This is a genomic window from Phyllobacterium sp. MT110 (genome assembly GCF_058792715.1).
In genome coordinates, this window is record NZ_JBXAFE010000003.1 from 433872 (window position 1) to 449987 (window position 16116).

At 61.3% G+C, this 16116-nt stretch carries 13 protein-coding genes; 5 read left to right on the forward strand and 8 right to left on the reverse strand.

What is annotated here, in order from left to right:
- Window positions 1–5: 5 nt before the first annotated feature.
- Window positions 6–1856, forward strand: a complete 1851-nt coding sequence (locus AC1Q5O_RS17165; RefSeq protein ID WP_492564538.1) for an ABC transporter ATP-binding protein — start codon at window positions 6–8, stop codon at window positions 1854–1856.
- Window positions 1857–1860: 4 nt separating this feature from the next.
- On the opposite strand, the gene AC1Q5O_RS17170 is transcribed toward AC1Q5O_RS17165, so the two are convergent.
- From AC1Q5O_RS17170 to AC1Q5O_RS17180, 3 genes are read right to left on the reverse strand one after another with little or no spacing between them, the layout of a single operon-like run.
- On the reverse strand, window positions 1861–3057 hold the full coding sequence (locus AC1Q5O_RS17170; protein ID WP_492564539.1) for an ABC transporter substrate-binding protein: 1197 nt from the start codon (window positions 3055–3057) through the stop codon (window positions 1861–1863).
- 30 nt (window positions 3058–3087) lie between these two features.
- Window positions 3088–4107 (reverse strand): N-acetylglucosamine-6-phosphate deacetylase, encoded by a 1020-nt coding sequence (locus AC1Q5O_RS17175; RefSeq protein WP_492564541.1) that lies wholly within the window; start codon window positions 4105–4107, stop codon window positions 3088–3090.
- Complete coding sequence (locus tag AC1Q5O_RS17180) at window positions 4104–4841, reverse strand: glucosamine-6-phosphate deaminase (RefSeq protein WP_492564543.1); 738 nt, start codon at window positions 4839–4841, stop codon at window positions 4104–4106. The genes AC1Q5O_RS17175 and AC1Q5O_RS17180 overlap by 4 nt, the downstream gene beginning before the upstream one ends.
- 124 nt (window positions 4842–4965) lie before the next feature.
- Between AC1Q5O_RS17180 and AC1Q5O_RS17185 the strand changes: the two genes are divergently transcribed.
- From AC1Q5O_RS17185 to AC1Q5O_RS17200, 4 genes are all read left to right on the forward strand, one after another.
- Window positions 4966–6144, forward strand: coding sequence for an ROK family protein (locus AC1Q5O_RS17185; RefSeq protein WP_492564545.1), 1179 nt, complete (start codon window positions 4966–4968; stop codon window positions 6142–6144).
- Window positions 6145–6223: 79 nt separating this feature from the next.
- The gene (locus AC1Q5O_RS17190) at window positions 6224–7414 is read left to right on the forward strand and encodes a glycine C-acetyltransferase (protein WP_492564547.1); all 1191 of its coding nucleotides are present in this window, start codon (window positions 6224–6226) and stop codon (window positions 7412–7414) included.
- A gap of 10 nt (window positions 7415–7424) precedes the next feature.
- Complete coding sequence (gene tdh, locus AC1Q5O_RS17195; RefSeq protein ID WP_223614785.1) at window positions 7425–8462, forward strand: L-threonine 3-dehydrogenase; 1038 nt, start codon at window positions 7425–7427, stop codon at window positions 8460–8462.
- Window positions 8463–8564: 102 nt separating this feature from the next.
- Window positions 8565–9671, forward strand: a complete 1107-nt coding sequence (locus AC1Q5O_RS17200) for a (5-formylfuran-3-yl)methyl phosphate synthase (RefSeq protein ID WP_492564549.1) — start codon at window positions 8565–8567, stop codon at window positions 9669–9671.
- Window positions 9672–9685: 14 nt separating this feature from the next.
- On the opposite strand, the gene fae is transcribed toward AC1Q5O_RS17200, so the two are convergent.
- The 5 genes from fae to AC1Q5O_RS17225 all read right to left on the reverse strand — a co-directional run bounded on the left by fae (window position 9686) and on the right by AC1Q5O_RS17225 (window position 15932).
- Window positions 9686–10168: a formaldehyde-activating enzyme gene (fae, locus tag AC1Q5O_RS17205; RefSeq protein WP_223614787.1), complete on the reverse strand. Its 483-nt coding sequence runs from the start codon at window positions 10166–10168 to the stop codon at window positions 9686–9688.
- 72 nt (window positions 10169–10240) lie between these two features.
- Window positions 10241–11248, reverse strand: a complete 1008-nt coding sequence (locus AC1Q5O_RS17210) for an FkbM family methyltransferase (RefSeq protein WP_492564551.1) — start codon at window positions 11246–11248, stop codon at window positions 10241–10243.
- Window positions 11249–11302: 54 nt separating this feature from the next.
- Complete coding sequence (locus AC1Q5O_RS17215; protein ID WP_492564553.1) at window positions 11303–12553, reverse strand: glycosyltransferase family 4 protein; 1251 nt, start codon at window positions 12551–12553, stop codon at window positions 11303–11305.
- Between the two features lie 11 nt (window positions 12554–12564).
- Window positions 12565–14688: a capsule polysaccharide biogenesis protein gene (locus tag AC1Q5O_RS17220; protein ID WP_492564555.1), complete on the reverse strand. Its 2124-nt coding sequence runs from the start codon at window positions 14686–14688 to the stop codon at window positions 12565–12567.
- The gene (locus AC1Q5O_RS17225) at window positions 14685–15932 is read right to left on the reverse strand and encodes a capsular polysaccharide export protein, LipB/KpsS family (RefSeq protein WP_492564557.1); all 1248 of its coding nucleotides are present in this window, start codon (window positions 15930–15932) and stop codon (window positions 14685–14687) included. The genes AC1Q5O_RS17220 and AC1Q5O_RS17225 overlap by 4 nt, the downstream gene beginning before the upstream one ends.
- Window positions 15933–16116: the final 184 nt, after the last annotated feature.

The following is a 16116-nucleotide window of genomic DNA, read 5'->3' on the forward strand; positions in this document are numbered from 1 at the left end:
TAAGCATGGAAAACCGTCAGCCTTCTCCTTCTGACAAGGGGAGCAATGCACTTGCTCCGGTCCTGTCGGTCTCCAATCTGACGACATCCTTCCAGTCCGACGGTAGATGGCGGCCGGTTGTGCGCAATGTCTCGTTCGACGTGGCGCCGGGGGAGACGGTGGCCATCGTCGGCGAATCCGGTTCGGGCAAGAGCGTGACATCGCTGTCGATCATGCGGCTGTTGCAGAAGGACAAGAGCCGCATCGAAGGCCGCATCATGCTGGACGGCAAGGACATTCTTGCGCTTCCCGAGAGCCAGATGCGGGCGGTGCGCGGCAATGACGTCGCCATGATCTTTCAGGAGCCGATGACCTCGCTCAATCCGCTGTTCACCGTGGGCCGGCAGATCAGCGAAGCCCTGCTCTGCCATTCCGCCATGTCGCGGGCGGAAGCCAAGGCCGAAACGATCCGGCTTCTGGAGAAGGTGCGCATTCCCGCCGCGCAATCGCGCTTCGACGAGTATCCGCACCGCTTCTCCGGCGGCATGCGCCAGCGCGTGATGATTGCCATGGCGCTGGCGAGCAAGCCGAAGCTGCTGATAGCGGATGAGCCGACGACGGCGCTAGACGTGACGATCCAGGGCCAGATTCTTGATCTGATCAAGCTGCTGCAGGAAGAGGAGGGCACATCCGTCCTCTTCATCACCCACGATATGGGTGTTGTCGCCGAGATCGCCGACCGCACCGTCGTCATGTACAATGGCGAGGCGGTGGAAACCGGCAGGACCGAGGACATCTTTGCCCGTCCGCAGCATCCCTATACCCGCTCGCTTCTTTCCGCTGTTCCCATTCTCGGCTCGATGAAGGGACACAAGCGTCCTTTGCGGTTTCCGGTGGTGGATCGGGCAACCGGCACGTCGGATGTGCCTGTCGAGGCCGCCGACACCGTCAAATCGCAGGTAAAGCCACTGCTCGAGGTGAAGAACCTCACCACCCGCTTCAATATTCACTCGGGGATGTTCGGACAACTGGAAGGCCGCGTGCATGCGGTGGAGAATCTGTCCTTCACCCTGCAGCCGGGCGAAACGCTGTCGCTCGTCGGTGAATCCGGTTGCGGCAAGTCGACGACCGGACGCTCGATCATGCGTTTGGTGCAGCCGCTCAGCGGCGAGGTGCTGCTCAACGGGGAAGACGTGCTGACCATGGAGCCGAAGCGGCTGCGCGATATGCGCCGCACCATGCAGATGATCTTTCAGGACCCGTTCGCCAGTCTCAACCCGCGCATCACCGTCGGCGCGGCGATTGCCGAACCCTATCTCGAACACAAGCTGGGAACGCGCGCGCAGGCAAAAGAGCGTGTTGCCGATCTCCTCGAGCGGGTCGGGCTGACGGCGGATATGGCAAGCCGCTATCCGCATGAATTTTCCGGCGGTCAAAGGCAGCGCGTGTGCATTGCCCGCGCACTCGCACTCGATCCGAAACTGATCGTCGCCGATGAATCCGTCTCGGCGCTGGACGTGTCGATCAAGGCGCAGGTCATCAACCTTTTGCTCGATCTGCAGGCGAGCCTCAACCTCGCCTATCTCTTCATCTCGCACGATATCGCCGTGGTGGAACGGGTCAGCCATCGCATCGCGGTGATGTATCTCGGTGAAATCGTCGAGATCGGATCGCGCGAAGCCATTTTCGAGAACCCGCAGCATCCCTATACGCGCAAGCTCATTTCAGCCGTGCCGGTGCCCGATCCGTCGCGGCGTGGCATCAAGCGGCCGGTCTCCAATGACGAGATCAAGAGCCCGGTGCGCACGCCGGACTTCATTGTACCCGTGCGGCAATACAATGAAGTCTCGGCGGGGCACCTGGTTCAGGTGCAGTAGGCCGTTACTTCGCTTTCTTGGAACCGACCAGTTCGTCCCATTTGCGGAAGGCGATGACCATCTTGTCCGGCTTCAGCGGCAGTTCGATCGGGTTGTTGGCGATCAGCCCGGCATATTCCTCCCGGCCGAACTGCTTGATCACGTCCTGGCTGTGCTGCGGTGCCATGGACAGCGGCACGTTCTTCACCGCCGGACCCGGATAGAGATAGCCCTCGTCATAGGAATAGGCCTGCGCCTTGGGTGTAAGCAGGAAGGCCATCAGGTCAAGGACGACAGCCGCCTTGTCGTCGGCGATGCCCTTGGGCATGCACATGAAGAAGGCGTCGGAAACCCAGTGGAAACCCTTGAGGGTGCCGATCTTTGCCGTTTCGGGCACGATGCCGAGCGCGCGCGGATTGATGTCCCAGCCGGTGGTGCTGATGATGATGTCGCGCGATCCTTCGCCGAATTCCTTCATCGTCGCGCCGGTTCCAGCGGGGTAATAGTCGATATACTGGCCGAGATCGGCGAGATAGGCCCAGGTCTTGTCCCAGCCATTGACCGGGTCCTGCGGGTCCTTGTCGCCGAGAATATAGGGCAGTCCCATCATGAAGGTGCGGCCGGGACCGGAATTGGTCGGGCGGGCATACATGAAGCGGCCGGGGTTTTCCTTGGCATAGGCCAGAAGTTCTTCCGCGCTGGTCGGAACCTTCTTGACCCGTTCCGGATCATATTCGATCAGCGGGCCCGAGGGGTAATAATTGACGACGACGCCGTAGCCGTCGCCCTGCGCCTTGTGCAGGGCGAGCGCGGCGGGTTCGTAGTTTTCCTCGATTCCCGGAAATTTGTCGGCGAAATCCGGCAGGATTTTCAGCCATGTTTCATTGGCAAGCCCGGCCGCCAATCCGTCGCTGCCGGTCAGAACGATATCGATATCGACGCGGCCCGCGCTCTGCTGCGCCTTGAGCTTGCCGGCGAGCTCCGTCACCGGCGCCTTGGTGAAGATGATCCGCGATGCCCGTTCCGGATAGGTCTTGGCATATTCCTCGAATGCGGGCTGGATCAGCGCCAGCGCACCGCCCACGTCCATCACGGTGATCACGACAGGCGCGGAGGGCAGAGCGGGCGTCTTGGCCCAGGCGGGCATCGCGCCCGCCATTGCCGATGCGGTCATGCCGCCCAGCAGCGCCCGGCGGCTCATTCGAAACTGGTCATTTCCCATTTGCATTCCCCTTTATTGTTCTTGGATGTTTCAGTTGCAGTTTCTGATCTCGTCGCCGATGCGGACGCTGCGGATGGCCATGCTGTCCGACCAGTCGATTTCCGCATGCGGCAGGGCGATGTTGCGGGCGTGCAAGGCCGGTGCCAGCGCAACCAGCAATCGCGTCGAGGCCATTTCAACGGCCTGTTCGAAGGACGCGATGCCCCAACGGACAAGGTTGCGCACCGCGTCATCGAGACAAAGGGACGATCCGGCCAGCCCCGTCGTTCCGGGCAGGCGCACGGTGCCGTCTGCGGTGCGCTCGATACGCATGCCGGCGAAATCATAGGTGCCTGCGGGAACGGCTGCGGCGGCGACGGCGTCGGTCACCAGGGCGCAGCGTTCGAAACCCTTGGCCCGCATCAGCGATTTCAGCGCCTTGGGTGGAAGATGAATGCCGTCGGCAATGAAGGTCGCCAGCAGCCGGTCTTCGCCAAGCTGGGCAAAGAGCGGATTGTCGAGCTTGGGCATGATCTGCGGCAGGCCGTTGCCGAGATGCGTCGACAGGCTCGCACCGGCCAGCGCCGCAGCCTCGACCATGGCGAAATCCGCAGCGGAATGGCCGATTGCAACCAGAATATCCCGCGCCGCCATGGCCCGGATGAAATCGAGGCCGCCGGATATCTCCGGCGCGACGGTCACGAGAAGAATCGGCCGCTTGATCGCGTCTTGCAGACGCGTGACCAGCGCGGGATCAGCCGATATCATGGCCTGTGCGGGATGGCACCCGGAAAAACCCTGCGCCGGATTGAGAAACGGCCCCTCCAGATGGTATCCCGGACACATCAGCGGGCCGAGACGGCTGGCGCTGACACAGCGGTCGAGCGCGGTAAAGCGTGCCTCCAGTTCATCGGGATAGGCGGTGATGATCGTCGGCAGGCATGTGGTGACGCCCGTTGCCAGCATGGCCTCCAGGGCGCGGTCCAGCGCCTCCGGCGTCAGGCTGGCGGCGTTGAAATCCACCCCGGCAAACCCGTTGACCTGGATATCGACGAGGCCAGATGTGATCATGACAGTTTCGACGCCGAGTCCGGATCGAGCAGCAGGATTGTCTGCGGATGGGTCTGGACGATCGAGGCGGGATGACGTGGGTCGACCGGACCTTCCAGCGCGTCCTTGACGGCCTGCGCCTTGCGCGCGTCGGGCACGGAAAGGATGATGAGGCGGCTTTTGAGGATTTGCCGGATGCTCATCGAGATGGCCTGCTCAGGCACGGCGTCCAGCGACGGGAACCAGCCTTCACCCATCTGCTGCCTGCGGCAGGCTTCGTCCAGCGTCACGACGATGTAGGGCTCTTCCGTATCGAAATCGGCGGGCGGATCGTTGAAGGCCAGATGGCAGTTTTCGCCGATACCGGCAAAGCAGACATCGATATCGTGTTCGGCGATCACCGCGCTGAGCCGCTTTGCTTCGGCCTGCGGATTGCCCTCGGCATTGACCGGATGAAACGTTACATTGCCACCGAGCGGCGCAACGAACCGCTCCTGCAGATATTTGCGGAAGCTGGCGGGGTGGGTGATGTCCATGCCGACATACTCATCGAGATGGAACGCCGTAACCCGCGACCAGTCAATGTCCTCCGCTGCAACGAGATTTTGCAGGAGTTCGAATTGGCTGGCGCCCGTGGCGACAATGATCGACGCCTTGCCCTTTTGCGCGATCGCCTGGCGGATCGCCGCCGCGCCAAGCGCAGCGCCGGTCGCGCCAAGGACCTGCTTGTCAGATAAAATACGCGTATCGACCATGGGCTTTACCAACCTTCTTGCATATGCTTTTCACCGTGGCCGCCATTGTAAGCATAGCTGTCCATGGCACTGCAAGGTATTTTAGAATAATATTATTCAAAAATAAGAACGAGGGCGTTTCCGCATGATTCTGACGGTTGACGAGACACATTATGACGATGCCCACCAGCGTGACTGCGCCCGGGTCGTGGCGCTTGTCTCCGACGGCGGTCAGCATTCCCGCCCTGGCATTGCCGAAGCGCTCGACATGACCTCGACCACCACGTCAAAAGTGGTGGGGGATCTGATCGCCCGCGGCCTGCTGGTGGAAACGGCAGGCGAAAAAAGCGGGCGGGGCCGCCCCGCCATCCGGATCGGCCTCAACACGCAGCGTTTTGCCGCAACGGTCATTCACGTGTCGAGCCGTTCCCTGCGCGGCACGCTGGTGGATTTCGGCGGCCGGACGCTGGAACGCTTCAGTCTCGATATGCGGGCCGACGCCGACTGCGGCCAGATGACGGCCGCCATGCAGGATCTGGTCACGCTTCTGGCGGACAAGTGTCCGGCGGGAATGCAGCATATCGGGACATCCGTGTCCGTATCCGGCGTTGTCGATGTCGAAAGCCGCACCTGGCTGCTCACCTCGCGCTGGCCGAAGATCCGTGATTTCGACCTGGCGGCGGCGCTGGCGCCGGTCACCCCGGAGGTTCTGGTCTGCCGGCACCTCGATGCCGAACTCAATGCCCGCATGCTGCAGGACCCGGTTTACGGCACCGACAATACATTGCTCCTGCACTGGGGCTGGGGCATCGGCCTGGCCTATAGCGTGAATGGCGATCCGTTCATCCGTGCGGGCGGACCGTTCGGCGAAATCGGCCATTGGCGTTTCAACCTGCTGGAAGACCGCCCCTGCGGCTGCGGCAATCACGGCTGTCTTGAAACAGCAGCGTCGCTCTGGGCGCTGCTGCCCCGGATGCTCGAACAATGGCCGTCCCTGTCCGAGAACGAGGAAGTGCTGGCCGGGCAAATGGCCCGGCGGCCCCTGCTCGACATGGAAGATATGCGCACCGGGGTCGAGCTCATGGCGCGATCCCTCGCCAATGTCTGCCGCCTGCTTTTTCCCAAGCGGGTTATCGTGACAGGGCCGTTCATTGCCAATGCGGATGTCTGGCAGGCGTTTGAGCAGGCCTTTCAGGCGGAAGGCCTGATCGGAACGCTGGAACTGCCGGTTCTGATCGCGGACAAATCAAGCGAGGAGTTCGCCATTCTCGGTGCCGTCCGGCCGCTGTTCAATCTGGGGCTTGAGACATTCATCCGATCGTGAGATGACACAGCCTGCGAATATCCGATTGCACCAACGCCACGGCCCCGCCGGAAGAACACAGCAGGACACCATACCGATCATGACCCAGCAATTCATCGATCACCTCACGAGCGAGCTGAAAGGCTTGAAGGAGTCCGGGCTTTACAAGTCCGAACGTGTCATCACCTCCAAGCAGGCCGGGCAAATCGAGGTCTCCGGCGGTGCCAGGGTCCTGAATTTCTGCGCCAACAATTATCTCGGTCTTGCCGACAATGCGGAGCTGGCGGAAGCCGGAAAAGCCGCACTCGACCGTTACGGCTATGGCATGGCTTCGGTCCGTTTCATCTGCGGCACGCAGGAAGAGCACAAGCAGCTTGAGTCGCGCATCTCCAGCTTTCTCGGGCTGGAAGACACGATCCTCTATTCCAGCTGCTTCGATGCCAATGGCGGCCTGTTCGAGACCCTTTTGGGCGAAGAGGATGCGATCATTTCCGATGCGCTGAACCATGCCTCGATCATTGACGGCGTGCGCCTGTCGAAGGCAAAGCGCTTCCGCTATGCCAACAACGATATGGCGGCGCTGGAGGAAGAACTGAAGAAAGCCGAAGGCAGCCGGTTCAAGCTGATCGCCACCGATGGCGTCTTTTCCATGGACGGCATTATCGCCAATCTCGGCGGCGTCTGCGATCTCGCCGAAAAATACGGCGCCATGGTCATGGTCGACGACAGCCATGCGGTCGGCTTTGTCGGCAAGCATGGCCGCGGTTCGGCCGAACATTGCGGTGTGGAAGGCCGGGTTGATATCATCACCGGCACGCTGGGCAAGGCACTGGGCGGCGCCTCCGGCGGTTACACCTCCGGGAAGGCCGAAGTGATCGACTGGCTGCGCCAGCGGTCGCGGCCCTATCTGTTCTCCAACACGCTGGCGCCGGTCATCGCGGCAGCCTCGCTGAAGGTCTTCGACCTGATCGACCGGGGTGCCGACCTGCGGGCGCGCCTCAGCGCCAATGCCGCGCATTTCCGCAGGGATATGAGCAAGCTCGGCTTCACGCTTGCCGGTGCCGATCATCCAATCATCCCGGTCATGCTGGGCGACGCATCGCTGGCGCAGGAAATGGCGGCGCGCATGCTGGACAAGGGCGTCTATGTCATCGGTTTTGCCTTCCCGGTCGTGCCGAAAGGCCAGGCGCGCATCCGCACCCAAATGTCTGCTGCCCACACCACGGAAGATGTCGCCCGCGCTATAGACGTCTTTGCCGAAGTCGGGCGTGATCTCGGCATCATCAAATAGGAAAAACACCATGTCGAACATGATGAAGGCACTGGTAAAGGCCAAGGCGGAACCCGGCATCTGGATGGAACATGTTCCCGTGCCGGAGCCCGGTCCCAACGATGTGCTGATCCGCGTGAAGAAATCCGCGATCTGCGGCACCGACGTTCACATCTACAATTGGGATCAGTGGGCGCAGGCGACGATTCCCGTGCCGATGGTTGTCGGGCATGAGTTCTGCGGCGAGATTGCCGATATCGGCTCGGCGGTCACCAAATACAAGGTCGGGCAGCGGGTTTCCGGCGAGGGGCATATTGTCTGCGGCACCTGCCGCAACTGCCGGGCGGGCAGGGGGCATCTCTGCCGCAACACGCTGGGCGTCGGGGTGCATCGTCCCGGCTCGTTCGGCGAGTATGTGTGCATTCCGGAATACAATGTCGTGCCGATTCCCGACGATATTTCCGATGAGATCGCCGCGATTTTCGATCCGTTCGGCAATGCGGTTCACACCGCGCTGAGTTTCGATCTGGTGGGCGAGGACGTGCTGGTCACGGGCGCCGGGCCCATCGGCATCATGGGCGCGCTGGTTGCCAAGCGCTCGGGCGCCCGCAAGGTCGTCATCACCGACATCAACCCGTCCCGCCTTGCGCTTGCCAAGCAGCTGGGCATCGATCACGTGGTCGATGCGTCGAAGGAAAACCTTGCAGATGTCATGCGCCAGATCGGCATGACCGAAGGTTTTGACGTCGGCCTCGAAATGTCCGGCGCCGCGCCGGCCTTCCGCGACATGATCGACAAGATGAACAATGGCGGCAAGATTGCCATTCTCGGCATTGCGCCGACCGGCTTCGAGATCGACTGGAACAAGGTCATTTTCAAGATGCTCAACCTGAAGGGCATTTACGGCCGGGAAATGTTCGAGACCTGGTACAAGATGATTGCCTTCGTGCAAGGGGGGCTCGATCTGAGCCGGATCATCACCCACCGCCTGCCGATCGATGATTTCCAGGCGGGCTTCGACGCCATGCGCTCGGGAAGCTCGGGCAAGGTTGTTCTGAGCTGGCACTGAAATAGGTGCCCTGTTTCGCAATGACGCCATTTCATGGCGTCATGATCGGCGCGGACATGCGCCGATACATGTAGTTCATGGTGCATCCGGAGGTTTTTGCCCATGACCAAGATGCTTGCCATTGTCCGCAGTCCTGAAGAGGCGGACATCGTCCTTCAGTGCGGCGCCGACATCATTGATGTACCGGCATCTGATCTGCAAGCGTTGCAGCCCTATGCAAAAGCCGCGCGCGGCAAGGCCGCGCTGTCCGCAACATTGCCGGAGGCGGCGCTCGCATCCCGTGCCGGGGAACTGGCGGGTGCAGGGCTTGGGTTCATCGGCATTCCGGTCGAAACGTCCACGCCGCTTCACGCCCTCCCCGGCTTGCCCGCTCCGGCAAAGTGGATGGCGGTCGTTCATGTGGACCTGATGAGCGCGTTGCCCGACGTGTCCAGCCTGTCGTCCCAGGGCTTTGCCGTGATCATGCTGGATACGAGCAACGGATCGCGGCTGTTGAACCATGTGTCGCTCGCCCGAATCGATGCCTATGTCCGGGAGTGCCACGCGCTTTCGATCCTGGTCGGCATCGCCGGTGCGCTTGAAACGCCGGATATCCCGCGTCTTCTCAGTTTTCAGCTGGATATTCTGGGTTTCAGGCAGGCATTTTTCGAGAATGCCCATGCGGGCACGATCAACGTTGAGGCGGCTTCGCAAATCCGCGAGCTCATTCCTCCAGAGCGGCGGGACAGTCTTGCGCCCGGTGTCGATTATCAATTGCTGGCGGCGCGCGGCTATTTCCCCGATCCGGCCGAAGAAGGGCTTGGGACGGACAAGATTTTCGTCCGTGATTTCGTCCTGCCCGTCCATATCGGCGCGTACAGTTTCGAGCACGGCATTGCCCAGAAGATGCGTTTCGACGTCACCGCCGATGTCCTGCGGGTCACCCGCAATCCCGAGGACATGCGCCACATCGTGTCCTATGACCTGATCATGGACGGTATTCGCGCCATCGTCGCGCGCGGCCATATCGAGCTGTCGGAAACGCTGGCCGAGCGCATTGCCGCGTTCATCCTCGAGAATCCGCGCGTCACCCGCGTGGTGGTGCGGGCGGAAAAGCTGGAACTGGGGCCGGGGGGCGTGGGCGTCGAGATCGAGCGCAGGCGCGAGACTCAGATCGCGCCGGTCCTGCCTGCCAACGCACCCGTATCGCATCGCAGGCGCGATCACTGATCATCGGGCGGCGGTTATGATTTCAGGCCGAGTATCTCCGCGGCCGTCGGCCGTCCGGTAACCGCGCGCTGAATGGCCTCTTTTGTCGCCTGATAGTTGTAGTCGTGTATCCTGCTGTCGTCGCGCGCCTGCCAGTGAATGAAAACACCGACGCAGATAAACAGGTTGTCGGCTTCCTCGAGCGGGATCACGCCTTCCGCCACGCAATCGCGCACTGCCTTGGCAATACCCGATTGCGCCGGCCCGAACAGCTGCATGGCCTGACCGGATCCGCGGATCGTGACCTTGTTGTACATCACCGTATTGGGCTTGCAGGGCAGGTTCGGCTCGATGACAGCCAGAACCGAGGTAAAACCGTCCTTGTTGTTGGTCAGGGCGTTGCAGAACGCGGTTTCCACCGCGCTGCCGCGCGGGCCGATCAACAGGTCGATATGGGCAACCTCATTGCCTTCGCCGACCAGGGATTCTCCCACCATGACTCTGTTGATGATCTGCATGCCGATTCCTCCATCTCGCGCAGCTATAGCCCAAGATGCGGAACCGGGGAAAGAATTGTATTCTGCGGCCCGTCAAAGTGTCAGATCGAGCGCTTTCAGCCGTTGCGCGACGTCCTGTTTGCGGTCGCGGTGGACGGCCAGGATGTTCGCCACATGGCCAGCCGGAAAGGCCATGCTTGTGGCATGAGCGGTCGTCAACGGCCTGAGTGCCCCGGGGAGGACCTCCCACATGTCGTAACCCCAATCGGCCAGGTGTTCGAAAATCTTGCCGGGTGTTGTCTTTGACAGATTGGCAAGGAGCTCGCGATTGATCTCGACGACGATCGTTGGCTTTGACGCGCGAATTGTGGCCGCCGCGCCGATGAGAAACAACCCTTCGGCTCCCTCGATATCGAGCTTGATGGAGTCGGGTTTCAGCTTCTTTGCCAGGGCATCGAGCGTTTCAACCTTGGTGCTGCGCTCGCAAAGCGCGCCACCGGAGCCGGGGACGAGACTCGTCGCTCCGGCATTGATCGTGTATTCGGCGCTGTTCAGCTGCATGGTGCCCGACGCATCGGCCAGCGCGAGTTTGTGCAGCTTTATGGTTTTTGCGAGCCTGTTTTCGGCAATCGATTTGTTGAACAGATCCCACAGATAGGGCAGCGGTTCAAACGCGACGATCTTGCCGCGGAAGCCGGGTTTGGTGGCCAGCGACAATGAATAATATCCGACGTTGGCGCCCACATCGACGAATATGCCATCATCGGGCGTAATCGCCTTGATGATCTCGACGTCGAATTTCTTGTGCTGGCCGCTGAAAATGCCGAAGCTCATGTAATACTGGCGAAGGTCTAAATATATCTTGAAGTTATTTTTTGTTTCGTAGAGTACCTCCACACTTTCGCGCACGAAATTCTCGAAAACAACATCCGCATGCCTGTGGTGAAACTCCGGGGATGAGAGGAAGCGCCGCCGGTGCTCTTCAAGCGATATATCCGAGACATCGAGCAAATTCTCGGAAATTAGTTTTATCTCTTCAGCATTTGCTTCGCGTCCAAGGATGAATTTGTAGCAACTCATAATGTCATTGTAACTCGTCATGACGCCTTCACATTCATTCGAATTGACCTGCTACGGAGATAGAAATTCGGCCTGCTAGCGTGCAGTCTGAACAGCACTTGCTAGCAATTCATCCAATACTTGGAAATGACCGCTCCAATCTTGCGATGTATGTCGTGATTTACTTCTGTATTCGCCGGCATGCGCTTCGATTGCCGCCCGCCAGCCAAGGCCGTCGCAGGGATCGAGCAGCGTTGCCTGGTCGCCGACAATTTCCTTATGGGACGGAATGTCCGACGCGATGACAGGCGTTCCCGTCGCCATGGCTTCGGCAACCGGCATGCCATATCCCTCGACGAAGGAGGGGGCGAGCAGGGCGGCGGCACCGGACATCAGATCGGCCAAAGCGGCATCGCCCAGATCCGGCACTTCGAGCACCATGTTGCGCAGCTGGGGGCACCGGTCCAACGTGGCAAAGACCTGCGCGTTTTCCCAGCCGCGCTTGCCCGCGATCACCAGGCGCGGCGCGCTGTCGCCATCGCGCTCGACGAACCAGCGCCACAATTGCAGGAGCAGGATGTGGTTCTTGCGTGGTTCAATGGTTCCGACAATGACGAAATAGGGGTTTTGGGTGCGGGGCCTGCCCGTGCGGCGGACCTGGCGAAAGCTGTTCTCGATGCCCGGAGGCAGAATCGCCATGGGCGGTGCCACGCGTCCGCGTTCGTCGGCAAATGACCGCAGCGAACGCGCCGTTGTCTGGGAATTGCACAGGATAAGACCGGCATGCCGCAGCACCGTCTCCATCCGCTGCAGGTGGCGCTGGGGCTCCTTCCTGCGGACAAATTCGGGATGGGTGACAGGGATGAGGTCGTGGACGTAGAAAACGCCGCTGCGGCGCTTTCCGTCAAGCCATGAAAAGGCGGCAGGCCTGTCGAGGTTCGTATGGGAGACATGGACGAAAGGGGTGTTCCGCGCCATCGGCCCGGCCGGAAACAGGGTCCGCAGGGCCTTTCCGGCGACCAGACCCCATTGTTTCACCTTTGCCGGCTTTGATCCGGCCGGAGCGGGCCTGATATTACACCAGGATATCCGGCCATCGATGGCCGCATAGATCTCTTCCAGCTCGGCAGACTGCCTCGGGCTCAGCGCCGTGCCGGACCAGCGCGCACTCAGGTCGGTTATCAATCCCGCTGCACGGCCCTCATTGATCGCAATCGGCTTGTTCCGCCCCATTTCGACAAAAAGCGAACTGCGTTCCCTGGCCCAATGGGCGTATTGCAGTTCAAAGCGATCAATCCCCGTCGGCGTCGAATAATGCGCGCGCCCGATCAGGCGGGAGATGTCCATGGCTATTGCATTCATCGTGCCCACCCAATCCGGCGTAATGACCGGCGCAGCAGGCCGGTCTTGTTGTGTCGCGTTGCGTGAATTTCATCGATAACGTCTTCCACCTCGCAGGGCAGACCGGTGTTCCCGGAGAGATAGCGGGGATAGAGAATGAGAACGCCTGCCATAAGCGCATCGAGCGGTAGCGTGCGGCGCGGGCGAAGCGGCGGGACGGCGTCATGGGTCAGGCCCCAACCCGCATAAAACGGCAATCCGTAGCACCACACCGGCCGTTGCCGGATCAGGGCCTCGAAGCCCAGTTGCGACGTGGCGACATGCACCTCGTCACTCGCATCAAGCAGGGTGTCGAGCGCGACATTGCCGACGACAAGGTCGGCCAGCTTGCCAAGTGCAGCGGCATCGCAAAGGCCCTGCCGCTTTCCCGCCAGCAGATCGGGATGTTCCTTGTACACCACGAAGGCATCCGGGCGGCGCGTGCGCACCATCTGCAGCAATTGGAGGTTCGAGATGCCGCCGGTGAGGCCAAGTCGCAGGGAGGCATCGTCCGGCACCTGTCCGGCAACGGTGACGATGCGGCGGCCGGCGGCGAGCGTGCGGTAGTCGGGCGACGGGGTGGCGTCGAGATTGTATTTGCTGATCCCGCACTGAATGATCCGCTGGCGCAGGCGGGCCGCCCGGGCGAGCAGCAATGGATCGAACGATGCCGTGCGCAGCAGCCTCTCCAGATCGCTTTCGCGGGTGGCGTCGTAGTAGAGCGCCTCCCGGTCGATACAAAGCGAGGAGGCGGGTGTCAGGTTGGCGCCCAGCCCCGCAGACCGGATGAAACCATCTTCGATGTACAGAACCGGCAACGGTGCGGAGAGGGCATTCCCCCGATGGGGTGCGTCGGCATTCTGACCCCAGCGCACGAGACAGTCGGCCTGTGCCAGCTGTTTTTTCGTCGGCACCTCACCGCAGAAACTGACGCTGGACCAGGGCCCCTGCAGCAGACGCCGGATTGTCGGCCGCTTATGGCGCGAGAAGCCCACGCAGAGATAGTTGCCGCGCCGTTCCAGCGCGTGGTGCCGCCAGGCGACAAGCCGGTCGATGGCCTTTTCGGCTGTCGTTTGCCGCTTTGTCACGGGGTCAACATAGAGGGCGTACTGAAGCAATGTTGCCGCGACAAAAGCATCGAGACTCACCCGGTGTGTGCGGCGGTTCAAAGCGGCATTGGCAACCGGGCCGTCGGCCCAGTCCCGCGTCAGACCCCAGCCAGCATAAAACGGAACGCCAAACGTCGTGACGGGGATTGACCGCAACAGCGCGTCGAAACCGAACTGGCTGGATACCGTCCAGACTTCATCGACGACATCGAGCAAGGCATGCGGCGATACGTTCTCGTCGATAAAGCGGATGTTGGGCCTTCCCGCGAGATGGCTGAGATACCCCCTGGCATAACCGGCAACACTATCCGGATGGCTTTTGACCAGGACCGTTGCCCCGGGCACGGCGCAGGCTTCATTGGCCATATGCCGAAACGCGTGTTCACCGGCACCCGCTCCCCTCACCGAATGATCGCCGACCACCTGATCGATGAGCAGGATCCGCCGGCCATGGGTTGCGGGCAGGGCGACCGGCCGGTCCGGGAAATGATTGTACTTCGTCAGCCGGTGTTCAACGATCATGGCGCGCAGCGTGCGGGCGCGGGCGAGGTCCGGCTTGTCGGCACCCCACTGCAGCAATTCTTCCAGGCGCGATGGCCTGGCGGCATTGAAATAGATGCCGAGATCGTCAGCCACCATCGAAACCGGCGGCGCCCCGGCCTTGCCAAGCCCAACCGACCGGAGAAAGCCGTCTTCCAGCGACCAATAGGGAATGCCGCGCATGGCGGCCAACCCCTTTCCCAGCCGGGCAAGCGGCTTTTCACCCCAGCCGACAACACCGTCGGCGCGGTTCCAGGCCATTTCCGCCGACCTTATCGCGATGGCGCCGAGCGCTGGTCCAATGAGGGGAAACCGCAGCCTCGTCGGCAGAAATGCCAGCAGCTCGGCGCCCTGCGGCGGCAGCCAATTCGCCTGCTCTGCCGCTCCAATAGCCGCCGCGCCGGCGTTTGCCGGGCCTGTTGCCTGAAGGGGGAGTGATCGGGCGAAACTCATGGCGTTCCGTTCGGAACGTCGGGCGACAGCGCGGGAATATTGACCGCAATCATCTTCAGGTCCCGCTGGATGCGTTGCACGACACGTTTGCTTGTGGCTTCGGTCAGGTTGCGCAGGTAGAAACTGCCGTTGACGAGGCTTTCCTCGTGCATGCGCGCATTGAATGCCTTGACGGCGTCGCGGCGCGGCGGAACCGGCGATGTCCAGAAGCCATCCATTCCAGCGGTGTCACCCGGCTCGCCGCCATGTCGGCGGCCCCAAACCAGATCGCGCTTGTTGTAGATTGCTTCGCCGAGGGAAAGCACGGGTTTGCCGTGGTTCAGGGCCAGCAATCCCGAGGTGCTGTTGACCGTTATCAGCCCCAGGGAGTGCCGTATCAGCAAGCCGATGGAGCCATCATCGACGACATGGACCCGCTCCGCGCAGCCGGCGATCCGCGCCAGTTCCATGGCAAATGGCCGGTAGCTCTTGTGGCCGCGGTCCATCGGATGCACCTTGATCACCAGATGGTGCACCGGGGCGGCATGCCGCCGGAATGAGCGGATGCTTTCGGTGATGAGCTTTTCCATTGTCCAGCCGCGGCCATGCCGCAGCAACTGCTGGTCGTCGTGCACCTGCAATGCAATGACGAAATACTGGTTCTCCAGATTCTCGATCAGATTGAGCATCATGGCGTTGTTCGCGGGATAGTGGCGTATTTTCCGGCAGAAATTCCGCGTCCAGAGAACAGCTTCCGACAGAATGCCGCGGCTGCGATGATGGACGTTGCCGCGAAAGAAAACGGCGCCAGCCGTCTTTGCCAGGTAGTAGCGGACGGCAAACAGGGTCATGGCGCGGAAAAGGTTGCCCTTGACCGGTTCTATCGGGAGCGACGACGATGCAGGCCGCGCCGGCTGGGGCCTGCGAAGGGGCGACAGCGCATTGTTGCCATCCCATTCGCAGGTAATGAAATTGGGGCGGATATAGCCTTCCTCAAAGCAGGAGACGGGCACGCCGGCACGCAGCGCAACCATGATCGCCTGGCGGTGGTAGGGCCGGCTGTCGCCGAACAGGATGATTGCCTCCGGCCGCCTGCTGCGTATGAACGCGTCCAGCCAATCTGACCAGGCATCCATGGAACCGCAGAAGTTGAGCGTGCCTGGACCGTGCGAAAACAGCCAGTCTCCGCCGTTGAAGTTGATCTTGAGGACATCAAAGCCCTGTGTTTCGAATGTGCCGGAGAGGATGCGAAAGAATGGGCCCACGGGGCCCTGAAGCAACAGGACAAGGGGCTTTTGCGAGGAGATGCAACGGTTTGCCCGTCCGCGGATCGGAAAAGGAACGATTGTGCCAGATTGCCCGGATTTCTCCTCCACAGGTCGTCAAGCCCCTCGCAATCGGTTCCGCATTGACGTTATGTCAGCAGAACCCAAAACAAACGCAATTTCA

Excerpts from the sequence above, each read along its gene's own strand:
- AC1Q5O_RS17165 (WP_492564538.1), top strand. The coding sequence starts at position 6 with ATGGAAAACCGTCAGCCTTCTCCTTCTGACAAGGGGAGCAATGCACTT.
- AC1Q5O_RS17170 (WP_492564539.1), bottom strand. The coding sequence starts at position 3,057 with ATGGGAAATGACCAGTTTCGAATGAGCCGCCGGGCGCTGCTGGGCGGC.
- AC1Q5O_RS17175 (WP_492564541.1), bottom strand. The coding sequence starts at position 4,107 with ATGATCACATCTGGCCTCGTCGATATCCAGGTCAACGGGTTTGCCGGG.
- AC1Q5O_RS17180 (WP_492564543.1), bottom strand. The coding sequence starts at position 4,841 with ATGGTCGATACGCGTATTTTATCTGACAAGCAGGTCCTTGGCGCGACC.
- AC1Q5O_RS17185 (WP_492564545.1), top strand. The coding sequence starts at position 4,966 with ATGATTCTGACGGTTGACGAGACACATTATGACGATGCCCACCAGCGT.
- AC1Q5O_RS17190 (WP_492564547.1), top strand. The coding sequence starts at position 6,224 with ATGACCCAGCAATTCATCGATCACCTCACGAGCGAGCTGAAAGGCTTG.
- tdh (WP_223614785.1), top strand. The coding sequence starts at position 7,425 with ATGTCGAACATGATGAAGGCACTGGTAAAGGCCAAGGCGGAACCCGGC.
- AC1Q5O_RS17200 (WP_492564549.1), top strand. The coding sequence starts at position 8,565 with ATGACCAAGATGCTTGCCATTGTCCGCAGTCCTGAAGAGGCGGACATC.
- fae (WP_223614787.1), bottom strand. The coding sequence starts at position 10,168 with ATGCAGATCATCAACAGAGTCATGGTGGGAGAATCCCTGGTCGGCGAA.
- AC1Q5O_RS17210 (WP_492564551.1), bottom strand. The coding sequence starts at position 11,248 with ATGACGAGTTACAATGACATTATGAGTTGCTACAAATTCATCCTTGGA.
- AC1Q5O_RS17215 (WP_492564553.1), bottom strand. The coding sequence starts at position 12,553 with ATGGACATCTCCCGCCTGATCGGGCGCGCGCATTATTCGACGCCGACG.
- AC1Q5O_RS17220 (WP_492564555.1), bottom strand. The coding sequence starts at position 14,688 with ATGAGTTTCGCCCGATCACTCCCCCTTCAGGCAACAGGCCCGGCAAAC.